The organism is Microcoleus sp. A006_D1, assembly GCF_036702805.1.
Taxonomy (GTDB): Bacteria; Cyanobacteriota; Cyanobacteriia; order Cyanobacteriales; family Microcoleaceae; genus Microcoleus.
In genome coordinates, this window is the sequence record NZ_JAUBVZ010000001.1 from 599,554 (window position 1) to 622,118 (window position 22,565).

A 22,565-nucleotide genomic window follows, 5' to 3' on the forward strand; every position below is an offset into this window, starting at 1 on the left:
TAGTCCTCAGCCTGATGTCAACTACCAACTATCAACTGCCAACTGTCAACTGTCAACTGTCAACTGCCAACTGACTACTGCCAACTACCAACTATCAACTGCCAACTGTCAACTGTCAACTGTCAACTGCCAACTGACTACTGCCAACTGACTAAACTTATTTTTTACCAACGAGCAGATAAGTTCTCATGCGCCCTCTACCTTTAACATCAATAATTCCCCGCTCCTTAAACAAATATTTGTGTTCCAATAACTTATAAGTAGTTTCGCTGACTTGAATCCGCCAAGACAACCCGTGAGATTCCATCCGGGAAGCAATATTTACCGTGTCGCCCCACAAATCGTAAATAAACTTTTTGATGCCAATTACTCCGGCAACGACAGGGCCGCTGTGGATGCCGACGCGGATGCTAAAATATTTTTTATTCTGAGCATTAAACCGAGCTATTTCTGTTTGCATATCCAGGGCCATTTGGGCGATCGCCTCAGCGTGATCGATCCGGGGATAGGGCAGCCCTCCCACCGCCATATATGCGTCGCCGATAGTCTTGATTTTCTCTAAGCCGTGCTTTTCGCACAAAAGGTCAAATCCTGAGAAAATCTTATTCAGGAGTTCCACAAGGTCGATCGGATTCATGGTGCTAGACAAAGCTGTAAACCCCACAATATCTGCGAACAAAACAGTCACTTCCGGAAAGTATTCCGCAATAGTTGTTTCGTTTTGCTTGAGGCGTTCTGCTATTGCCTTAGGCAAGATATTTAACAGCAGCTTTTCTGATTTTTCTTGTTCTTCCCGCAGAGCATCTTCTGCTTGCTTGCGTTCCGTAATATCGTGGTAACTCCAGACTCTACCTATAATTTTGTCTCCCAGGCGCTGCGGTTCCGAATAGCGTTCAAAAAATCTGCCGTCTTGAAATTCCAACAAGTCGTAACTTTCGGCTTCTGGCTGCTCATAAAGCGATTCTATTCTCTCTTGGAATGCTTGGGGGTCTTTGAGTTGGTTCTGCACAAACGCGATCGTTGTCGCGTCGTCTCGCAGTGCCATCACTTCGTTAGGGATGTCCCACATTTCTACAAATTCTCGATTGAAAGTGACTATTTTCCCGTTCCTGTCAATAGCTAAAATACCATCAGCAGTAGAATCAAACGTTGCTTGCAGCAGCGACACAGATTTTGCTAGCGCGTCTTCTGCCATTTGTCTAGCAGTAATATCTCGCAAAATTGCCCGAATTGCCACTAGCGAACCTTCCGCAAATTTACAGCTTATGCTGCCTTCCAGCAAAATTTGTTCGTGATGTTTAGTAATAAATATTACTTGAATTGAGTCGGGATAAAATGTATTTTCATTGACAATCTTTTTCGTAATAGCTTGATACAATATATCCAGAGACTCTTGGGAACTGTTGGGATGAATGATATCAAAAACAGTCATTTGAGCAATTTCTGCTTCGCTGTAGCCCAGAGTTTCCTGCCAAGCCCGATTTACATACAAAAAATGACCGTCCTCTCCAATACTTTGAATTAAGTCAGTAGCATTTTCAAATAAATCTCGCAGTTGTTCTTCGCTTTCCCGCAAAGCTATTTCGGCTTGCTTTCGCTTGATAAATTGACCGATTTGGCTGCCGATTGTTGCCATTGTCTGGAGCAATTCTTCATCAAAATACTGCACTTCGCGGCTAAAAAAAATCATCACTCCCAACACAGACCTTTGCGAATTTTCCTCCTCGTGGTCGCCCAAAATTGGGAAACCAAAAGCTCCGTGTAGTCCTTCTGCTGCGGCGATTTCTCGGCGCATAAAACTATCACTTTCTGTGACATCTGCAATCCATTGAGGGGAACCGCTAGCCCAAACTAGACCGGGCAATCCTTCTCCCATGGCACAGGTCATTTGTTCGGCAAATTCGGCAAATTTGGGGATAGAAACTGAGCGTTTTGTCCAACTGGCGACGCATCGCAGCAAATTGGGGTCTGAAATCGCAGTTATTCTCTTACTTCCTGACAGCAGTTTTTCCCCAGATTCTGGCATCCAAAGCTCGGCGGTATCCCATCCCAAGCTATCGCAAATTACGGGGAGAATTGCTGCTAAAGCTTTTTTGATTGTTTCGGATGCCGACAGGATGCGAGTGGTGACATACTGAGCTATTTTTCGCTTGCGGGCGCGCTGTTTGTCTGTAACATCGCGGCCGATGTAAACGAAATCTTGGAGGGCGGCCAAAGATTCAGAAATATTTTTCATGTCACTCGGAATCGCCGTACAGGAAAAGGAAACTGTGAGCTTTTCTCCGGTTTTTGCCGTGCAAATTACTTCGGTATTAGTTTGAGATAGTTGAGGCGGCTGTTGGCTGACTGCTTGCAAAGATTCGCCAACAGCAGCAAGAGTATCTATTTGCTGGCTGACTAATTCTGATTCGCTGTAACCGAACAAATCTTGAGCCGCTTGATTCACTTTTTTAATTTTTCCCGATGATGTTGTTACCAACAAAACTTCAGCCATTGAAGTAATGATTTTTTCAACATAATTATTAGTAGCGGCTAAGGTACTCAATAAAATATTCATTTCATTGGTAGCTTGGACTAGAGTTTGTTCCAAACCCATCCTGTCGGTTACGTCTTCAAAAAATACAATTAATCTGTGATAATTATCGTCATTGCTAAACTCGACGATATACATATCAAAATAAAGCCGCGAGCCATTTTCTAATACCCGCGTCATCGATTTTAATTCAAAATTTGGCAACCGCCCTTCAAAAATATCGATTAAAATTTCTTCAGTTCCCACCAATTCGGGAAAGGGAATGCGGACATCGTTGCCGGCCGCTACTTCCTCGGGACAGTCGCCAAACCGCTGCACTTTGAGAGATGTTTCTTGGATTAAAAAGTCTTTATCCAGTGCTAGGTACTCCAAGTGGGGGGGAACTAACAGTTTTTTTAACAAGGTTTTCATGTGACATTTTTAGTAGTGAATGCGCCCTGGGGATCGAATTATCTGAAATTAATCTATAGCGGTTCTCAAGCGTGGTGAGGTATGCCCACGGAGGCCTATGCCCTATGCCCTATGCCCATAGCCCTATGCCGTTCGCGTACCTGATCTTTCTGAGAAAGGCTATATTTATCTGTGTTTGTAAAAGGGAATTGTGACTATAAAGGTAGTGCCTAACCCTGTCTCGCTGGAAAATTCGATTTGACCTCCGTGCAAGTCTACACACTGCTTGACTATGGATAAACCCAGTCCTGTACCGGGTATTTTTCCCACATTTTGGGCGCGGTAATAAGATTCAAACAGTTGTTCTTGGTCTTCTATAGGAATGCCAATGCCTGCGTCTTTAATTTTAAATATAGCTTCTTCATTATGACAATTTAATTGAAAATAAATATTGCTGTCGATCGGCGAATATTTGACAGCATTAGAAAGCAAATTTGTCAAGATGTGCCGCAGCAATTTGGAATCGAGTGCGGGCAATTGTTGGGTTTCCTCCGACTCCTGAGCTGTTTTTTTCGCGAGCGAGGTGTGATTTTTTCGGCAATTAAAGTTAATTTTATGATTTTTCCCGTAACTAATTTTAATAGATTCTACTAACTCGCTGCAAAATTTTTGCAAGTCAACTGGGGCGGGATTGAATTTGAGTTTTCCTGCTTCGGCGCTGCTGAGCAACCGCACGTCATCTAATAGCTGAGCCATGTGTTTAGATGCCGATCTAACGTGTTCGAGGTATTCTTGTTTTTCCTCGTTGGTGATTTCGTCGCCGTATTCTTTGAGGATTTGAGTAGCAAATAATACTGTATTTAAAGGATTGCCGAATTCGTGAGCGAGCATCGAGAAAAAACGAGATTTCACCTGTCTGAGTTCTTGCTCTTTTGCCAAAGAGCGGCGAATTTCTATTTCTTCTTGCTTGCGTTCTGTAATATCCCTGCCGATATAGATGAAATCGTAAAGTCCCTGTAATTCTGTCTGAATTGCCGAACAGGAAAACTCTACCCAAATTTCTTCTCCTGTTTTAGTAATGCAGACTACTTCCAGTTCTCTGAGCAGCTCTTTTTGAGACAAAATATAGCGGTGGCGAGCTTGGTAAAGCAAGGTTTCTTCGACTACTATTTTGGAGAGGGGATGGTCGAGCAATTCTGCTTCGCTGTACCCAAACAACCATTGTGCCGATTGATTGACTGTTTTGATAATTCCTAATGTTGATGTCACCAACAAAGCATCGCCCATCGAGCGAATCACTTTATCTATATAATCTTTTGAAGCGGCTAAGGCGCTCACCAAAAGATTAGCTTCATTCGCTCTCTGAATTAAGGATTGCTTCATCACCATTTTTTCGGTGGCATCTTCAATCAAGATGAGCAAATTACTTGCCATATCTTGTTCGTTTTCATGCTCTATCGCCAACAGATCGAAGTATAAAGGGCGGTGGTTGTCGGCAAACCGAGCGATACCTTTGAGTTCAAAACTCGGCCGCCGTCCCATCACGATCGACATCAGGATATTTTCAATGCCAATCAGTTCGGGAAAACTGATGCGAGCATCTGCACCGGGGATCGCGTCGCTGGGAGTATCGGCATAATTCTGCACTTCGGCAGAGATTTCTTGAATGATGAAATTGTGATTTACTACAAAATACTCTGTTTGTCGCGGGCCTAAAAGCTTCTTGAAAAGGGAATTCATACTTGTTCTACCATTGTGTAAGCTAGTTTGTGGAAGATTTCGTCAACGTCTTTGCCTGTTTTAGCAGATGTCGTGTATACTGCTATTACTTTGTCTTGACCTATCGAATGGGAGATTTCCACTAGCAGTGCCAATTTTTCTTCGTCAATCAAGTCTACTTTGTTCAAAGCGATGATAATTGATCCTTTGGGATTGACTGAAGAAAAAAGCTTAATGTGTTCGGAGATTCGCTCAACTGTTTCGGTTCGGCTGACATCGGCAACGATTAAAACGCCCCCAGATCCCTGCAAGTAAGTCGGTGCGATTCCTTTGAATTTTGTATGTCCTTCTAAGTCCCAAATCAGTAACTGTGCTGTGACGACTTCCTGCTGTTTTGTGTTTTCTAATATGATACTTTTGCGGGAAATTTTCACTCCGACAGTGGAGAGGTATTGGTCGCTGAATTGCCGATGATCGACAAAACGGCGAATCAGGCTGGTTTTGCCGACGCCAAAATCGCCGATCATGCACATTTTTTTAGATATAGTAACGGACATAATTATTTGCTGTTTATGGTCTTAGTTATGGGTTCAAATAGCACGCATCTGCTTAAAAGTAGCGGTTGATTGGGTTCCACGCCGGCCGGAGGATTTGGGCTGGCGACCGTTTGGAGGCGCTTCGGATCAGCACCTTGTCGCACCAAAGCATCTCGCACTGCTGCCGCACGCTGGAGTGACAACCGTTGATTTGTGACAAGTTCCCCAGTTCGATCGCTATGCCCAATTATCTTAATATGTTTTTGAGGATATTGATCCATGAAATTTTTGACACTGGCGATGATTTCTCGATGTGTTGAGTCTAATGTTGTCGTTCCTTGCTCAAAGTAGATGCGGGTTGCAATCTTGAGCGGATCTAGTTTAACAGTGCTGATGACCGACTGAACGCCGGGAATTTGCTTCAGGGACTGAGCAATTTTCTGTGAGTCGGCACCTTCGGTGACTGTGCCCTCTACTATAACTTTGCGATCGTCATACCGACTAGAAATAGAAACGCCCGACAAGCGGTTCAAAACAGCGGTAATCCGCTGCACCTCAGCCGCCGTCAACACGGGATCGGGAGGTACATCTACAGCGACAATTTTATTGTCTAATTTCAGATTTGGTGCAGTGGATGCGGCTATTTTTGCGGCTTTTGCGCGCAATTCTGGATTTGGCAATTTTCCGGTTAATTTGAGAGTGTTGCCATCCACGTCGGCGTTTAAGCGGTACACCGCTAATTCTGGGGTCGATGCTAAAGCTAAAGCGGCATTTGCTTCGAGGCGGCGGTCGATGCTGCTGCGGTACTGATAAATTCCCCAAGGTACTAAAATTAAGCTGAGGGCGAGTAAACTGATACCCGCTAGGGCGATCGGGGGTTTTGTTGATTTTTCCCTTTCCAACGGGTCGAATAAACTTTTGATAAACGGGTGCAGCGAGTCCGGTATAGTACCGGGATCGCCGTTAAACTCGTGAATTAATTTAGCGTAATTAAGGATAAGATTACTAACTGTTTTCCGCAGTTTGGTGATGAACGACTGTGGCGGTTCTCCTTTAATTACGACTGCCATGTAGCAGTATCCCGCTACTTCTAGCATAATTTTTGAGTCGCCGTATTCGATTTGATTGAGTTCGGAAACTTCTCCAGGTCGAACGATGCACTCGTTAACAAAACTGCGAATAGCTGTCAGCATTCCTGCTACCATTTCTGATTCTAACTGGTAGCTTTCTGAGTTTTGAACTTCCGAAATAATCAAGCCTGATGCTTTGTGAATTAAGAATGCTGCTTGGACGGTGAAGGGTACTGATTCTTTGAGGATTAATTCAGCTTCGGAGACTCCTTGTACTTTGGAGCGAATTTTGCGCTGAACTCCTTCGACGCTGATGGCATTTGACACTTTTTCATTGATTGTCTTGATAGCTTCTGCCATGTATCGGGAAATTGTACTGCCAATTACGGGATAGAGCGCATCCACCATAGAGTCGCGTTCGAGTTTTATTTGGGCTGTAATCGCTTTGCCCATTTCGGGGGCGAGGGCTTGGGCGATCGACTCTTGATCGAGGCGAATTTGCTCTTTAATTGCCATGCCGATTTCTGGGGCGATCGCCTTAGCAATATCCTCTGGCGAATTCACTATTTGTTGAGCAAGGGCGTCGGGAAGCAGCTCAGCTATTGCCGAACTCATTGCCGACTTGTTTTCCTGAGTTTTTGCCCTAATCACTTCGTCAATAATTGGCACGATCGCGTTGACAACTTCTTCTCTGGAATCGGCAATTTTGCGGCTGAGAATTTCTCCGATCCAAGGCAGCATCAGGGCGATCAGCTCTTGGGGATCGTGGATTTGGTGTTCCAGTTTTCCTAATTTATCATCGATGGTTGCCAGCAGGTGGCGCACCCCGGGCAAGTCATTTTGTGCGAGGAGATTTTTCACTTGCTCGATATCCGACATTTGCGAGCCAAAAATTAGATTTTGCAGCCTTCCCATCGCGTTGTCGGCTTCATTTAAGTCTTGTTTAATTTCGCCTAATATTTCTGCTTGCTGGGATATGTGTGTCGGATTTTCTAACAAGTTTGGCATCGATTGAACCGAAGCAACCACCGCATCTAAATATATTTTTTCTGACGCCGGGAGAAGTGTGGGAACTGCGGCATTCTGCTCAGTTGCTCCTGGTGGTGCCAGAGTTTGGGGAGCGGTCAAATCCTCTAAAGCGGTGTCGAAATCCTCGGATTTTTCCGCCTGTACGTAGTGGGGAGAATCTGAAATTGTCAAGTCAGGCGATGCTTCTGATATCGGTGGCAATTCTTGCTCAACATCCGAAACATCTGCGGAAATATTGATAGTTTTAGCTGAGGAATAGTTTCTTTCCAGTTCAGAACTGTTGAGTTTTTGAGTAGGGAAGAGCCTACTTTTGGGCTCGCGTGCAACCGCCGGAGAATCAGTAAACTCCGGTGGGCGAGAGCCTGTTTCTGGCGGCAGGACGGCTGCAATTTCCTCTTGCTCTGCTGAAGAAATACCTAACAAATCCATCAACCCGCCGAGGGCCCCAGCTTGATTGTTGTTGCTGCTGCTGTGACTTTCTGGCTCTGGATTTTGCTGTTTTGAACCAGCAATAATTTTGAGATCGACTAACAGATTCAGCAAGGGTTCTAGCTGGGTTGCTGCATCGGCAGCAGACTCGTCAGGTTGAGAAACAAAACCCTCTAGCTGATCTTCAACTTCCGGATTTTCTTTCGGTAAAGCCATGCGTTATTATCCGTGATTGTGGCGCTCCGGCAACAGAAATTCGGTATTTAACTTATTATCCGCAACGCCTTTAAGTTCGGGTACAAATTCTGTTCCTTTGAGCCTCATGCCGAGTTCAAACAGAATTTCTGCCATGTCGTCTCTAGAAACTTTAACATCTCTGAGCATAGAAAAGCGGCGATCTAGCTCTTCAAAAACCTGTGTTTTCAAAGTGCGGGTTTCTTCAGATAGTCGCTCTCTGGTTTGGGAGAGTTCGTCGCGAAGTGAACTGGTTTGATTGTCTATAGCCTCGTCGAGGGCTTCCATGCTGCTGGAGAATTTGCGGTTAACGCGATCGATTTGCTGCCGCAGGTCGGCGCTTTCTTCTTGCGTGTTTAAGGTGAGGGATTTAACTTTCTTTTCAAAGGAATCAACTGCCGCCCTCATTTCTGTGGACAGAACTGTTTTTACCTGTTCGATGCGAGCCTGCATATCTTGCTGCATCATCGAGATCTCGGAATCTATTTTGTCGAAACGATTGTCGTATTCTCTAAGCTGCGCCCCGAAAATTATATCGCGAATCTGGTCAATATTTCCCAGCCGTTCGCGCATTTCTTCTTTGGTTATTTCGGCCATGATTTTACCTCGAATCTCCGAAAATTGTGAGTTTAAGAAGTGTACTATATTTTTTGTTAAACTGCTAGTCGAACCGTTTGAACAAGGCTAAAAGACGTGCTGGCGACTTTTACTGTGATTGGTGACAGTTGTCGGATACATGGGCTTTTTGACTTGGCACAGCTTGACTGTTAGACACTCTCACCCCTTCGTCGGGGATGAGATTCTTGAGAAATTTCACTCTAAATCTCCTGAAATTCAGGTTCTTGGAGGCAATCATCAGAGCCACAATGAGGCTCCCCAAAATAGCGGTTTGCTATCCTTGCGTTGCAGCAAGCTGATCAATTGTAGACTGTCTCGCAGTCAGCGACGTAGGTTTTAATGTTTTGTACAGATTTTTCTATGATATCCCATATTGACAGTGCCGGTGGGCCAGAGGGCCTGGCCACGGCAAAAAGTGGAACGAAGTCCGCCTAAGTCGGCGGTTGAAACCGCGCCTAGACAAACGAAGTCCGCCTCCGCGGACTGAAGAGTAGAGATCAAACCGTCTCCCCGTCTCCCCGTCTCCCTCTCTCCCCGTCTCCCCCTCTTTCCCTACAAAAAAGCGTAGGGCCCGATCGACAATGACCAGGCCCAATAATATGAGAGCTTTGTTTTTTCTAACAAACGAGATGTGTTTCCGGTAAAGAACAATTACTTACTAGGGTTTACAACTTGTGCAGCTTTACTTTTAATCCGCAAGCACAATAAGTCTGACTCGACTGCGGTTTGGCTTGACTGCGCGATCGCAGCGTTGCCACTATTCCAAGTTGTGCTCGGTTAATTTCTGCCGCGCCTCGGAATCTAGACCGGAGACACCATGCCTATATCCTCGAACTTTGTTTCTAAATATGGCGACCTCCTGTGTTTTACGTCTCGGTGTCTATTATTAAGTTAGCACGAGCTTTGGGAGGAGTAAAGCACAATTTGCAAAACTTGATGGGTCTTTACATTACTAAGTATAATGATATGAATATCCACATAGATGTAAGTTAGGACTCACGCACTCCGAACAAAGAAACCGGGTTTTTTCACCGAGATTGAGGATTTTAAGCAAGTATTCTGGTTGAAAAACCCGGTTTCTGGACACCCGTGCGTCCAGGACTATAAATTCTATTGTTGCTACATCCTTACATACTTAACAATTTTTGTCATGTCTATTTCTCCTAAGTTTCTCAGTGGTAGCGAAATCCGCGAAACCTTCCTCCAATTTTATTCCCAACGGGGACATAAAATATTGCCGAGCGCTTCTTTGGTGCCCGAAGATCCGACAGTGTTGCTGACGATCGCCGGAATGCTACAATTTAAGCCGATATTTCTCGGACAGCGCACCGCAGAATCACCGCGCGCCACGACTTCGCAAAAGTGCATCCGCACCAACGACATCGAAAACGTCGGCCGCACCGCCCGCCACCACACGTTTTTTGAGATGTTGGGTAATTTCAGTTTTGGGGATTATTTCAAGAAACAGGCGATCGCCTGGGCTTGGGAACTTTCTACGCAAGTTTTCGGTTTACCAGCATCCAATTTAGTTGTTAGCGTTTTTCGCGAAGATGACGAGGCTTTTGCGATTTGGCGCGATGAAATTGGGATTCCGGGCGATCGCATTCAACGCATGGGAGAAGCAGACAATTTCTGGCAATCTGGCCCGACAGGCCCCTGCGGCCCGTGTTCTGAGATTTATTACGATTTCCACCCGGAAAGAGGCGATAATATTGACCTCGAAGATGATAGCAGGTTTATTGAATTTTATAACCTGGTTTTCATGCAGTACAATAAGGATGCAGAGGGCAATTTAACACCGCTGCAAAATCAAAATATTGATACTGGGATGGGATTGGAACGGATGGCGCAAATCCTCCAGAAAGTCCCTAACAATTACGAAACAGATTTGATTTTTCCGATCGTCCAATCGGCGGCTGAAATTGCCGGAATTGATTACCATAATAGTGATGAAAATGTCAAGGTTTCGCTGAAAGTAATTGGCGATCATATTCGGGCTGTGGTACACATGATTGCAGACGAAATTCGCGCGTCGAATGTTGGTCGCGGTTACATTTTGCGCCGCTTGATTCGGCGGGTGGTGCGCCACGGGCGGCTGATTGGGATTCAGGGTGAATTTACGGTGCGGGTGGCTGAAAGTGCGATCGCCCTTTCGGAAGCTGCTTATCCGAACGTGCGATCGCGGGAAGCTCAAATTAAGGCGGAATTGGCAAGGGAAGAAGCCCAGTTTCTCAAGACTTTGGAACGGGGAGAGAAGCTGTTGGAGGAAATTGTCGATCGCACAAAACAGCAAGCCAACCAACAAATCAGCGGACAAGATGCTTTCACGCTTTACGATACCTACGGTTTCCCCTTAGAACTAACTCAAGAAATTGCTGAAGAACAGGGAATTACTGTTGACTTAGAAGGCTTTGAAGTCGCGATGAAGGAACAGCAAACTCGCGCCAAAGAAGCTCATCAAACTATCGATTTGACGGTGCAGGGTTCATTGGATAAGTTGGCTGAGACTATCCAAGGAACTGAGTTTGTTGGTTATGCTGCATTGTCGAGTTTAGCTGAGATAAAAGTTATCTTAGTTGACGGCCAAGCTGTGGAATCAGCAGAGGCGGGAACCGAGGTACAAATTGTGTTGAACCAAACGCCGTTTTATGCAGAATCCGGCGGACAACTTGGGGATAAAGGTTATTTGCAAAGCGGAGAGAATGGTCAGAGTTTGTTGGTGAGAGTTGATGATGTGAAGAAAGAGTCGGATTTCTTCGTGCATTTCGGCTTAGTGGAACGGGGAACGTTGAAAGTTGGCGATAGTTTGACTGCGAAAATTGACAATAGCGGCCGCCGCCGAATTCAAGCCAACCACACAGCAACTCACTTATTACAGTCAGCTTTGCGAAAAATTGTGGATGATTCAATTTCCCAAGCTGGTTCCCTGGTATCGACGGAAAGATTGCGGTTTGATTTCAATTCTCCCCGCGCTGTGACAGCAGAAGAGTTGGAGAAAATTGAGGATTTAGTTAATAGTTGGATTGCGGAAGCCCACGCTGCGGAAGTTGCTGAAATGCCGATCGCCCAAGCGAGGGAAAAAGGCGCTACAGCGATGTTTGGCGAGAAGTACGGCGACGTGGTGCGAGTTATCGACTTTCCCGGCGTTTCTATGGAATTGTGCGGGGGGACTCACGTCAGCAATACGGCTGAAATCGGGCTGTTTAAGATTGTTTCGGAGGCTGGGGTTGCGGCTGGTACTCGCCGGATTGAGGCGGTTTCGGGCCAGGCTGTGTTGGATTATTTGAATGTGCGTGACAGGGTTGTGCGCGATTTGGGCGATCGATTTAAGGCGAAGCCGGAAGAGTTACCCAACCGGATTACTAATTTGCAGAATGAGTTGAAGGATACTCTGAAGCAGTTGGCGGCTGTGAAGTCGGAATTGGCGATCGCGAAATCTGACCAGTTGTTAAATGCGGCTGAGGCGATCGGTGAATTCAAAATCATTGTAGCTCAATTGGGTGATGTCGATGCAGAAGCGCTGAAAACTGCGGCGGAAAGATTGCAGCAAAAATTAGGAAATGCTGCGGTTATTTTGGCTTCGGTTGCTGATGTGGATAAGGTGAGTTTGGTAGCTGCTTTTAGTCCTGAAGTCAATAAGAAAGGATTGCAAGCTGGCAAGTTTATTGGGGGAATTGCTCAACTTTGCGGCGGTAAAGGCGGCGGGCGGCCTAATTTGGCGCAGGCTGGGGGACGCGATGCTAGTAAGTTGCAGGAAGCGTTGGAAAGTGCTCGCAATTTGTTGGTTGAAGGGTTGGGTTAGTCTGGGTTTGTGTAGGAGACTAAAACTCTTTTTATCTCTCGTTTATAGCGGTGGCCAGATCCCCCTAAATCCCCCTTAAGAAGGGGGACTTTGATCGGAATCTTGTCCCCCTTCTTTAAGGGGGAGTAGGGGGCAAGCTAAGGGGGGATCTGGCCTCGGCGGTAAACAGAAGTCTATCCCAGAGCCCAGCCACCCACCCAGAAACCGGGTTTTTCTCCCAAATACTTGCAAATAACCCTAAATCTCCATAAAAACCCGGTTTCTTGAGCCCCAGAAACCCACCCAAAAACCCCTTGTTTTCCCGCAGCAAAAAATGTAAAATATCTCAAACATGGGTGGTGCAATGAAAAGCAAAAAACAAACCTATTTCGACCTGATCGAATCCCTGATAGACTCCCCGAACAAGGAAGCACAAATCGCCATCTTGAAATCCAAGGGAAAACGGATCGATGATGACTTTGCGGAATTTTTACGGAAGTGGGCAACTAAAATCATAGCAGAAAAAAAAATCCGCCAAGCTAGAGTTATTATTATTAAGATTTTTAACTTCAGTAACTTGATTCAAGAGTTTCCACTGGGTAGCAAAAGCAGCAATATGGAAATTGCCATTGCAGGCTACGATGTGGTACTGAAAATTTTTAACAGATATGATGATCCCGAAAAGTGGGGAGATATTCAAAGTAATTTAGCAACTGCTTACAGTAACAGAATCAAAGGAGAAAGGCAGGATAATCTAGAAAAGGCGATCGCATTTTATGAAGCTGCTTTACAAGTTTACACCCGCCAAGCTTTTCCCCAAGATTGGGCAGGGACTCAAAATAATTTGGCAATTGCTTACAGTGACAGAATCAAGGGAGACAGGGGAGAGAATATAGAAATGGCAATCGTATTTTTTGAAGCTGCTTTACAAGTTTACACCCGCGATGCTTTTCCCCAATATTGGGCAATGACTCAAAATAATTTGGCAATTGCTTACTCAGACAGAATCAAGGGAGACAGGGGTGATAATTTAGAAAGGGCGATCGCATTTTATGAAGCAGCTTTACAAGTTCGCACCCGCGCAGCTTTTCCCGAAGATTGGGCAACAACTCAAAATAATTTGGCAAGTGCTTACTGTGACAGAATCAAGGGAGACAGGGGTGATAATTTAGAAAGGGCGATCGCCTTTTATGAAGCTGCTTTACAAGTTTGTACCCGCCAAGCTTTTCCCCAAGATTGGGCAATGACTCAAAATAATTTGGCAACTGCTTACAGTGAGAGAATCCAGGGAGACAGGGGTGATAATTTAGAAAGGGCGATTAAATGTCATAAAGCTGCTTTAGAAGTTTGCACTCCTACCACCTTACCCCTTGACTGTCTACGGAGTGGGCAGAACTTAGGCGATTTAGGATTTAACGAAAGTTTGTGGGAAACAGCCATCTTCGGCTACGAAAAAGCCATCGAAGCAGTCGAACAAACCCGCGAGTGGGTAACATCCCAAACCCGCAAACGACAACTAATAGAAGAAAACCTCAACATCTACGAAAAAATGATGCAATCCTGCATCAACCACCAACAATATCACAAAGCAGTCCAAACCGTAGAACGCAGCAAATCCCGCTACCTAGTCGAACTCTTCGCCAACAGCGAAATCTATCCCAAAACCGCCACAGAATCCGAGAAACAACAACTCAGAAACCTACGCAGCCAAATCGCCGCCTCCCAACAATTCCTAGAAACAGAATCATCCTCTCCCACTCTTTCTCCCACCCTTAGCAAGGGAGTTTCCGAAGACTCCGACACACAACGCCCAACTCAAACCCGCAGTCTCAGCCCCGAATCATTTCAACAAGAAAAAGACAAATTAGCAACAACATTGCAGCAATTAGAACAATTGCTGAAACAGATAAAACAGCGAGAACCCGAATTCGCCCTAACTCAAAAAGTCGAACCCATAAACATCGCCGAATTCCAGCAAACATTAGATACAGAAACAGCAATTGTAGAATGGTACATCGGCAACCCCAAATTTAACAACCAAGACTGGGGAGGATCAGCCTTCATCATCACCCGCGACAAAATAGACTTAGTACAAATTACCGCCACCGAATTAGCCGAATTAGAAACCTGGAAAAACGACTATCTCAACGAATACCGCGACAAAGCCAAACAAAAAATCTGGCAACAAACCCTATCCGCCAAACTGCACAAACTCTCCGAAATCTTGCGCCTCAACGAGATAGTCGCCAAAATCCCCAATCATTGCCGCCAACTAATATTAGTACCCCATCGCTACCTGCACCTATTCCCCCTCCACGCCCTACCATTCACATCACAAACCCGGTTCACCCAAGAAACAATGTTGTTTCGCGGAAACCTCCTAGACTGCTTCCCCAGCGGCGTGAAATACGCCCCCAGTTTGCAACTACTCGAACTCGTACAAAACCGCATCAAAACCCGCACATCTCCCGCCCCCGAACTTCAGCCATTATTTGCGATTCAGAATCCTACCGAAGATTTATCGAACGCCGACATGGAAGTACAAATAATCAAACAAAAATTCGATACCCATGACATTTTAATCAAACAACAAGCCACAAAAATCGCCTTCAACGAAAACCTCAAAAACCTCTCCAATGCCAGCTACATCCACTTTTCCTGTCACGGAGTCTTTAACTTTGACTATCCGCTGCTGTCCCTTCTAGCCCTAGCCGATTCCATCGAATCGGTCTCGGAAATTAACCCCCCCCAACCCCCCCTTGGTAAGGGGGGGCTTCAAGAGGAAATTAACCCCCCCCAACCCCCCCTTGGTAAGGGGGGGCTTCAAGAGAGGGGGCTTGAATCACCGCGCTATGTGACAATGCGAAGTGGGCGAAAAGCCATCCCGGAAAAATGCCTAACTTTGCGAGAAATATTTGCCGATTTAGAGTTAAGCAAGTGCAATCTCGTGACACTCTCCGCCTGCGAAACCGGGTTAACCAGTTCAACAGAAATGACTGATGAATACATTGGTTTACCCAGCGGCTTCTTGTATGCTGGGAGTATGAATGTTGTGAGCACATTGTGGTCGGTCGATGATTTTGCGACGGCGATTTTAATGATAAAATTTTATCAGGAATTGCTACCGAAAGTTTCAGTAGCAGTCGCTTTGAACGCGTCCCAAAACTGGATGCGCGCAGTCAGCAAGGAGGATTTTGGAGTTTGGGTTAAATCCTTAAATTTAGATAAAAAATCTGGGCAACGCGTGGAACTGTGGTTAATGGCATCGACAGAGGAACAGCCGTTTAGTCATCCCAAGTATTGGGCAGCATTCTGTGCTACTGGATACTAGGACAAAAGTTTTTGGGGTTTTGCGATGGGATGCGGCGGGTTTTTGAGTTATGCAATTTGATGACATAAATTTCGGTGAACCCGCCCCGTGATCGCGATCGCAATTACAAGATTTTGTCCTAGAATCACTCTACTTCAATAGCGGATAATACAGTTCTCCAGTAGAGTTGATATAACCAGCCCGATCGCCCGCCAGGTTTCCCGTGCCCATAAATACGTCAACTCTGCCCGCGCCTTTAATTGCACCGCCCGTATCTTGATCCAAAACAAACCGATTCACGGCATTTTGTTCGAGTTTTCCCGCCGCATTGGGATAGGGCAGTTTCGTGCTAATTAATGCTAGCGCGCCGGGGGGCATTAACACTTTATCGGTGGCGATCGACCTTTCGGCAGTTACAGGCACTCCAATGCTTCCCGTAGCAGGTGCTCCGTTAGTATCCCGGAAGAACACAAAGCTTTGATTCTTCGGCAAATACTTGTCCATATCTGCGGGAAAATTGGTAAAATATTCCGTTAGTTTGGGCAATGTTAGCTGTTCTAAAGTAAACTTGCCGTCCTTAACTAATTCTCGCCCGACTCCTGTATAACTCTGACTGGTTTTCCCCGCAAAACCCACTGTCATTACGCCGCCGTCTGTTAGCTGCAACTTCGCGGAACCTTGGACGTGTACGAGAAATGCTTGGAATCGATCGCGCAACCAGACTAATTCTAATCCCCGCAGCAATCCTTTACTTCCCTGCAAAGCATCCGCACCTTCCAAATCCAGTCTAGTCGGGTGAGGTTTCGCCCAAGAACCCATGTTTGGCGGCACTCTGTACAGGGGGTAACGGTATTCGGAATTAGGTGTGCGAGAGGCCGGATAAGTCGGCTCGAAATAACCCGTAAATGCAACTGTTCCTTTGTTGTCTTTGCCGATCGACTTGTAAAAAACAAATTCCCGCTTGACAGATTCCTGGAGTTGTGCTGGAGTTGTAGAACTGACAACTAATTGCCGGAATCGATCGAGCGATCGCCGAACTCGATCGCGCGTAATACCTGCTACCGGATAGCGACTGTAAGCACTAGCAGCCGCTTGGGAGTTAAGATAGCCGAGGCTGTAGTCGATCGACTTTAACAGCAATTGCTTATCGCCCGGTTTGCCATTTTCGCCCCAGATTTGAGCGTCAAAGGCGATCGACTCCAACTCACTCGGTTGTAATTGATTTACACTAATGGGTTGCAGCGCCGGAATTGCGATCGCGGGCACCGAAAATGCGATCGCCAAAACGCAACAGGCGATCGCCAATAGCTGATAACGAAAAATCTTACTCAATTTACAATCTTTCCTACTCAATTGATAACTTTCCTGATCGATCATTCATCATAGCGATCGATGCTAGAACTAAATATCGGTTCTACGCGAATTCCGAGAATGCTGGTAGGCCGAATTACCATGTATTCGCCTTGAATATTTTTGATCGGGACATTGACAAATTCTGACGAATCTTGTTTGGGAACCAGAGTTTTATACCACTGTTGAAATTCTGCCAGGGTTGCAAAACGGATTTCTTCGCGGTGGCCGCCATCAATCAGCAGGTGCACGGAATATTCGCTGGGAGTTCTAGGCATATGGGTATTTGAGATTTTTGATTTTAAGGTTTTAGAACGATTTCATATTTTACCCGATCCTCGGCGCATTCCCTCATCTAGTAGGTTGGATTGAGTTGAGGGAGAAGGGAGGAGAGGGAGAGGGGAGAGAGTGGAGATAGGGAGAGTTGTATGTCATTGCGAGCTGGCGCGGGCGTTGCAATCGCATAAACTTGTAGGCTGCGCCGATTAAACTTTCAGGACAATCTAAAATCTAAAATCCAAAATCTTAAATCGATATGACGGCTGTGCAGTATCCCAACCAGAAGTCGTGCGGATATCGGTTGTCGGTTCCCGCACAGCGGTGTTACAAACTATACACACTTTTTATCGGCTGGGATTTGCTGCCGTCGGCGATGGTCGTCGCCCGCAGCCGACCGCCGGGCCGGGGCAAGTTGTCAGTGTCCTGATTCGCCGCCAACCGCCGCCAAAAGCTTACAAATTAGGCTGTTACAGCCAATTCTGTGGCGCTCCCAGCGCCGGAAATAGCCGTTGGATTGTTAAATTTTAGGGCTTGTGCAGAAACTCGGTTTTTGCACAAGTTCTCTTAACTGGCGATCGGCTTTGACTTCACAAAAAATTATGGTAGGGTTATTTTATATACACTTTAATCAATGAGTGGAATGAACGTATCCATTATTGGCGATCACAATTACATTTTGGGGATAGCAGCGCTGCTGAAGTCCATAGAACTCAATATTACTGAAGATCCGAATTTGCCCGTCAACATTACTGTGGTCTCAACAGGTATAAATACACAGCAAAGGGAAAAGTTGCAGAAGTGCTGCAAATACGAGATTGAATGGGAAGAAGTTAAACCGAATTACGGGGGATTGCTGTCCCTGTCGGGTTCTAAGCTGACTTACGCGAGATTGGAACCGGAGAAATATACTAAGGCAAAAGACAGGCTGATTTGGCTCGACAGCGACATGATTGTTCTGGGTAGTTTAGAGCCGCTGTGGAACTTAGACTTTGAAGGAATGCCCGTAGCAGCAGCGCTCAATGTCTGGGGAAATCCGAACAATCCGGCCGATAAAAAGCCTTATTTCAATGCAGGTCTTTTAGTTTTCAATCTGAAGCTTTGGGAGTCAGAAAAACTTTCAGAAAAAATGCTCGACAACGCTAGAGTAAACCTTTGGTGCGATTGCGACCAGGGAACGTCAAATTCGGTTTTGGCGGGAAGGTGGAAGCAATTAGAGCAGATATGGAACAATCCCGATACGGAGGATACGTCCACCAGAGTGATGCACTTTATCTCCAGTCCGAAACCTTGGCAAAGCCCGCAGCCTAATAAATTATGGCTGGAGATGTTGTCTCAGACACCGTTTAAGGACGAACTGAGCCGAATTAAAAATAATTCTGATTGGCTTTCGAGGCTAAAGGTAAAATACAAAAGATGGGAGCCGTGGCTGATGGAACCGACAACAAAAATTAAGAGCTACCTGAAAAATCGACAAAGGTAAGACGATTTACGATTTTCGATTGATACCAGTTCCAAAAACTAATGCAACTGGTGTAAGTTGAGGCACGATGCCTGTATTCCCGATATTTGCTTGAGGGGAGGCCCTGATGCCTGCCCATCAAGCAAATTCATCTGTGGTGGAACAGGCATCCTGCCTGTTTCGCCATAAAAAATATTTATCTGGTGTAGAGCAGAGTGTACGATCGACTCAGAAGCCTTGTAAATCGGGTTAAGCCAGCAGCGGCGGAACGCTCAAAGCATTTTACCAGCGGATTTGTATTTTACAACACGATATTACCAACAACAATTAAAATAGTTTGGACTTGATGATATGTTGCACCATTTTGCGATCGAACTCTTCGGGGCGGGGCTTCCCCTAGCTGCGAAAGTTGCCAGTTTCAGGCTCCGACTCGTCCAAATTGGTGCAAAATGTCAAATTTATCGTTAATCTTGTCCAATTACCAATTACGAACCTATGCCCCGTCGTCAAGACTTAAAAAAGATTCTTCTCATTGGTTCCGGCCCAATTGTTATCGGCCAAGCGTGCGAGTTTGACTATTCGGGGACGCAAGCTTGCAAAGCTTTGCGAGAAGAAGGTTATGAAGTAGTGCTGGTGAATTCCAACCCTGCAACGATTATGACCGATCCAGAAACTGCCGATCGCATTTACATCGAACCTCTAACGCCGGCCATCCTCGAACAAATCATTGCTAAAGAAAGACCTCAAGCAATTTTGCCGACAATGGGCGGTCAAACGGCGCTCAATTTAGCAGTTGCACTCGCTAAAAATGGCGTTTTGGAAAAGTACAACGTTGAGTTGATTGGTGCTAAATTGCCAGCAATTGAAATGGCAGAAGACCGACTGTTATTTAAGGAAGCGATGGCACGAATTGGTGTCGCCGTTTGCCCTTCGGGAATTGCCAACAATCTCGACGAAGCCAAAGCAATCGGTCACCAAATCGGCAGTTATCCGTTAATTATTCGTCCTGCTTTTACAATGGGCGGCACGGGAGGCGGCATTTCTTACAATCAAGAAGAGTTTGAAGAAATGGCACAAGGTGGCGTTGACGCCAGTCCGGTGTCGCAAATCTTGATCGAACAATCTTTGATTGGTTGGAAAGAGTACGAACTGGAAGTGATGCGCGATTTGGCAGATAATGTAGTGATTATTTGTTCGATCGAGAATCTTGACCCAATGGGCGTGCACACGGGCGATTCGATTACCGTCGCACCAGCCCAAACTCTGACAGACAAAGAATATCAGCGCCTGCGGGATGCTTCGATTAAAATCATCCGCGAAATCGGAGTTGAAACCGGCGGTTCCAATATTCAATTTGCGGTGAATCCAGTCAACGGCGATTTCATTGTCATTGAAATGAATCCCCGGGTTTCTCGTTCCTCCGCCTTGGCCTCGAAAGCAACCGGTTTCCCCATTGCCAAAATGGCGGCAAAATTAGCGGTAGGTTACACCCTAGACGAAATTTCCAACGATATCACCAAGAAAACTCCGGCGTCTTTTGAACCGACAATTGACTACGTGGTGACGAAGATTCCCCGATTTGCTTTTGAAAAGTTCCCCGGTTCCGAACCGACTCTGACGACGCAAATGAAGTCAGTAGGAGAGGTAATGGCGATCGGGCGAACCTTCAACGAATCTTTCCAAAAAGCGCTGCGGGGATTGGAAACTGGCCGCGCAGGTTTCGGGTGCGACAAACCGGAAAAATTGCCTAGTTTGGAACAAATTCGCGCTGGATTGCGTACACCAAATCCCGATCGCATTTTTACAGCTCGCCACGCGATGATGATGGGAATGTCGGTGGAAGAAATCTTCGAGCTCACAGCAATTGATCCCTGGTTTTTGGATAAAATGCAGGAATTGCTGGAAGCCGAGAAGTTCTTGAAACGGACTGCGCTCAAGCAGTTGACAAAAGACACAATGTTTGAAGTAAAGCAGTTGGGATTTAGCGATCGGCAAATTGCTTACGCCACCAAAACATCAGAAGATGAAGTCCGCGCTTACCGCAAACAGTTGGGTGTAATACCGATTTACAAAACAGTTGATACCTGTGCCGCTGAATTTGAAGCGTTTACACCTTATTACTATTCCACCTACGAAGCGGGAGCAGCAATTTGGGACTTGGGGGATGAAGAAAAGAAGATTTCGCCAGTCGGTCACAGTCTCGCCCCAGAGTCGGAAGTTTTGCCTTCTACTAAGCGCAAAGTGATGATTCTAGGTGGCGGCCCGAACCGAATCGGACAGGGGATTGAGTTTGATTATTGTTGCTGTCACGCTGCTTATTCCCTCGGGGAAGATGGGTTTGAGACAATTATGGTCAACTCGAACCCGGAGACGGTTTCGACAGATTACGATACGAGCGATCGCCTGTATTTTGAACCGCTAACAAAAGAGGATGTTCTCAACATCATCGAGGCGGAAAATCCCGAGGGAGTAATCATTCAATTTGGCGGACAAACACCGCTTAAATTGGCGATTCCTTTACAAAAGGCTCTCGAAAATCATCCTGACGTACAAACAAAAATCTGGGGAACTTCACCGGATTCAATTGATAGTGCTGAAGACAGGGAACGATTTGAAAAGATTCTGCGGGAGTTGGATATTCAGCAAGCAGCTAACGGTTTGGCGCGCAGTTATGAGGATGCTTTGATCGTAGCTCAACGGATCGGTTATCCGGTGGTGGTGCGGCCTAGTTACGTGTTGGGCGGACGCGGCATGGAAATTGTTTATTCCGATACAGAATTGGAACGTTACATGACCTACGCGGTGCTGGTAGAACCGGATCATCCGATTTTAATTGACAAGTTCTTGGAAAATGCGATCGAGGTTGATGTAGATGCGATCGCCGATGCGACTGGCAATGTCACAATCGGTGGTATTATGGAACACATCGAAGAAGCGGGTATCCACTCCGGCGACTCGGCTTGTTCCATCCCTTACCAAACGCTTCCCGACGCAGCTTTAGTCACAATCCGCCGCTGGACTATAGAGTTAGCAAAATCGCTGAAAGTCATCGGGTTGATGAACATTCAATTTGCCGTTCAAGGGGAGGAAGTTTTCATTTTGGAAGCTAACCCGCGCGCTTCTCGAACAGTACCTTTTGTGTCCAAGGCGATTGGGGTTCCCCTGGCAAAAATGGCGTCGCGAGTCATGTCGGGCCAAACTCTCGAAGCTTTAGGTTTTACCAAGGAGATTGTACCAATTCACGTTTCCGTGAAAGAGGCTGTGCTACCATTTGCTAAGTTCCCAGGAACTGATACATTGCTAGGGCCGGAAATGCGATCGACTGGCGAAGTCATGGGAATCGACACAGATTTTGGCAAAGCCTTCGCCAAAGCTCAACTCGGTGCAGGCCAAGTGATGCCGCTGTCGGGAACTGTGCTGGTTTCGATGCGCGATCGGGATAAACTAGCAGTAGTCCCAGTTATCAAGGAATTCTTGGAATTGGGTTTCAAAATAGTAGCAACCCACGGGACACGCAAAGTTTTGCTAGAGCAAGGTTTAGAGGTAGATTTGGTATTGAAGCTGCATGAAGGGCGGCCAAATTTATTGGATTCGATCAAGAATGAGAATATCCAACTAATTATTACCACACCTTCCGGCGAAGAATCCCGCGCTGACGGAATCTTTATCCGCCGCACAGCTTTGACTTACAAAATCCCGATTATTACCACAATAGCCGGTGCCAAGGCGACAGCAGCGGGAATTCGATCGCTCAAATCTCACCCGATGGAAGTGAAAGCAATTCAAGACTATTACCCGCAAATGTAGGATTATTGTAGGGTGCGCACT

At 46.0% G+C, this 22,565-nt stretch carries 12 protein-coding genes; 5 read left to right on the plus strand and 7 right to left on the minus strand.

Annotation, left to right across the window (positions count from 1 at the left end):
- Positions 1–157: 157 nt before the first annotated feature.
- The 5 genes from QUB68_RS02495 to QUB68_RS02515 all read right to left on the minus strand — a co-directional run bounded on the left by QUB68_RS02495 (position 158) and on the right by QUB68_RS02515 (position 8,537).
- On the minus strand, positions 158–2,944 hold the full coding sequence (locus QUB68_RS02495) for an adenylate/guanylate cyclase domain-containing protein (RefSeq protein ID WP_332989053.1): 2,787 nt from the start codon (positions 2,942–2,944) through the stop codon (positions 158–160).
- Between the two features lie 165 nt (positions 2,945–3,109).
- Positions 3,110–4,663 carry a PAS domain-containing sensor histidine kinase gene (locus QUB68_RS02500; RefSeq protein ID WP_332989055.1) on the minus strand — a complete coding sequence of 518 codons (1,554 nt, stop codon included), beginning with the start codon at positions 4,661–4,663 and terminating at the stop codon, positions 3,110–3,112.
- Positions 4,660–5,199: a Rab family GTPase gene (locus QUB68_RS02505; RefSeq protein ID WP_332989057.1), complete on the minus strand. Its 540-nt coding sequence runs from the start codon at positions 5,197–5,199 to the stop codon at positions 4,660–4,662. Before QUB68_RS02505 ends, QUB68_RS02500 begins: the two co-directional genes overlap by 4 nt.
- 2 nt (positions 5,200–5,201) lie before the next feature.
- On the minus strand, positions 5,202–7,922 hold the full coding sequence (locus QUB68_RS02510; RefSeq protein WP_332989059.1) for an OmpA family protein: 2,721 nt from the start codon (positions 7,920–7,922) through the stop codon (positions 5,202–5,204).
- A 6-nt stretch (positions 7,923–7,928) separates the two neighbouring features.
- A complete protein-coding gene (locus QUB68_RS02515) occupies positions 7,929–8,537 on the minus strand; it encodes a hypothetical protein (protein ID WP_332989060.1) in 609 nt (202 codons plus the stop codon).
- A 1,171-nt stretch (positions 8,538–9,708) separates the two neighbouring features.
- Here QUB68_RS02515 and alaS point away from each other — a divergent pair.
- Positions 9,709–12,360, plus strand: a complete 2,652-nt coding sequence (gene alaS, locus QUB68_RS02520) for an alanine--tRNA ligase (protein ID WP_332989062.1) — start codon at positions 9,709–9,711, stop codon at positions 12,358–12,360.
- A gap of 343 nt (positions 12,361–12,703) precedes the next feature.
- Positions 12,704–15,670 carry a CHAT domain-containing protein gene (locus QUB68_RS02525; RefSeq protein ID WP_332989065.1) on the plus strand — a complete coding sequence of 989 codons (2,967 nt, stop codon included), beginning with the start codon at positions 12,704–12,706 and terminating at the stop codon, positions 15,668–15,670.
- Positions 15,671–15,799: 129 nt separating this feature from the next.
- On the opposite strand, the gene mltA is transcribed toward QUB68_RS02525, so the two are convergent.
- Positions 15,800–16,981, minus strand: coding sequence for a murein transglycosylase A (gene mltA / locus QUB68_RS02530; RefSeq protein WP_332989067.1), 1,182 nt, complete (start codon positions 16,979–16,981; stop codon positions 15,800–15,802).
- 41 nt (positions 16,982–17,022) lie between these two features.
- Positions 17,023–17,277, minus strand: coding sequence for a hypothetical protein (locus QUB68_RS02535; protein WP_332989070.1), 255 nt, complete (start codon positions 17,275–17,277; stop codon positions 17,023–17,025).
- 289 nt (positions 17,278–17,566) lie between these two features.
- Here QUB68_RS02535 and QUB68_RS02540 point away from each other — a divergent pair, with 289 nt between their 5' ends.
- From QUB68_RS02540 to carB, 3 genes are all read left to right on the plus strand, one after another.
- Positions 17,567–17,806 carry a hypothetical protein gene (locus QUB68_RS02540; RefSeq protein ID WP_332989072.1) on the plus strand — a complete coding sequence of 80 codons (240 nt, stop codon included), beginning with the start codon at positions 17,567–17,569 and terminating at the stop codon, positions 17,804–17,806.
- Between the two features lie 112 nt (positions 17,807–17,918).
- The gene (locus QUB68_RS02545; RefSeq protein ID WP_332989074.1) at positions 17,919–18,758 is read left to right on the plus strand and encodes a glycosyltransferase family 8 protein; all 840 of its coding nucleotides are present in this window, start codon (positions 17,919–17,921) and stop codon (positions 18,756–18,758) included.
- A gap of 474 nt (positions 18,759–19,232) precedes the next feature.
- Positions 19,233–22,544 (plus strand): carbamoyl-phosphate synthase large subunit, encoded by a 3,312-nt coding sequence (gene carB, locus QUB68_RS02550; RefSeq protein ID WP_332989076.1) that lies wholly within the window; start codon positions 19,233–19,235, stop codon positions 22,542–22,544.
- The last annotated feature ends 21 nt before the right edge of the window (positions 22,545–22,565 follow it).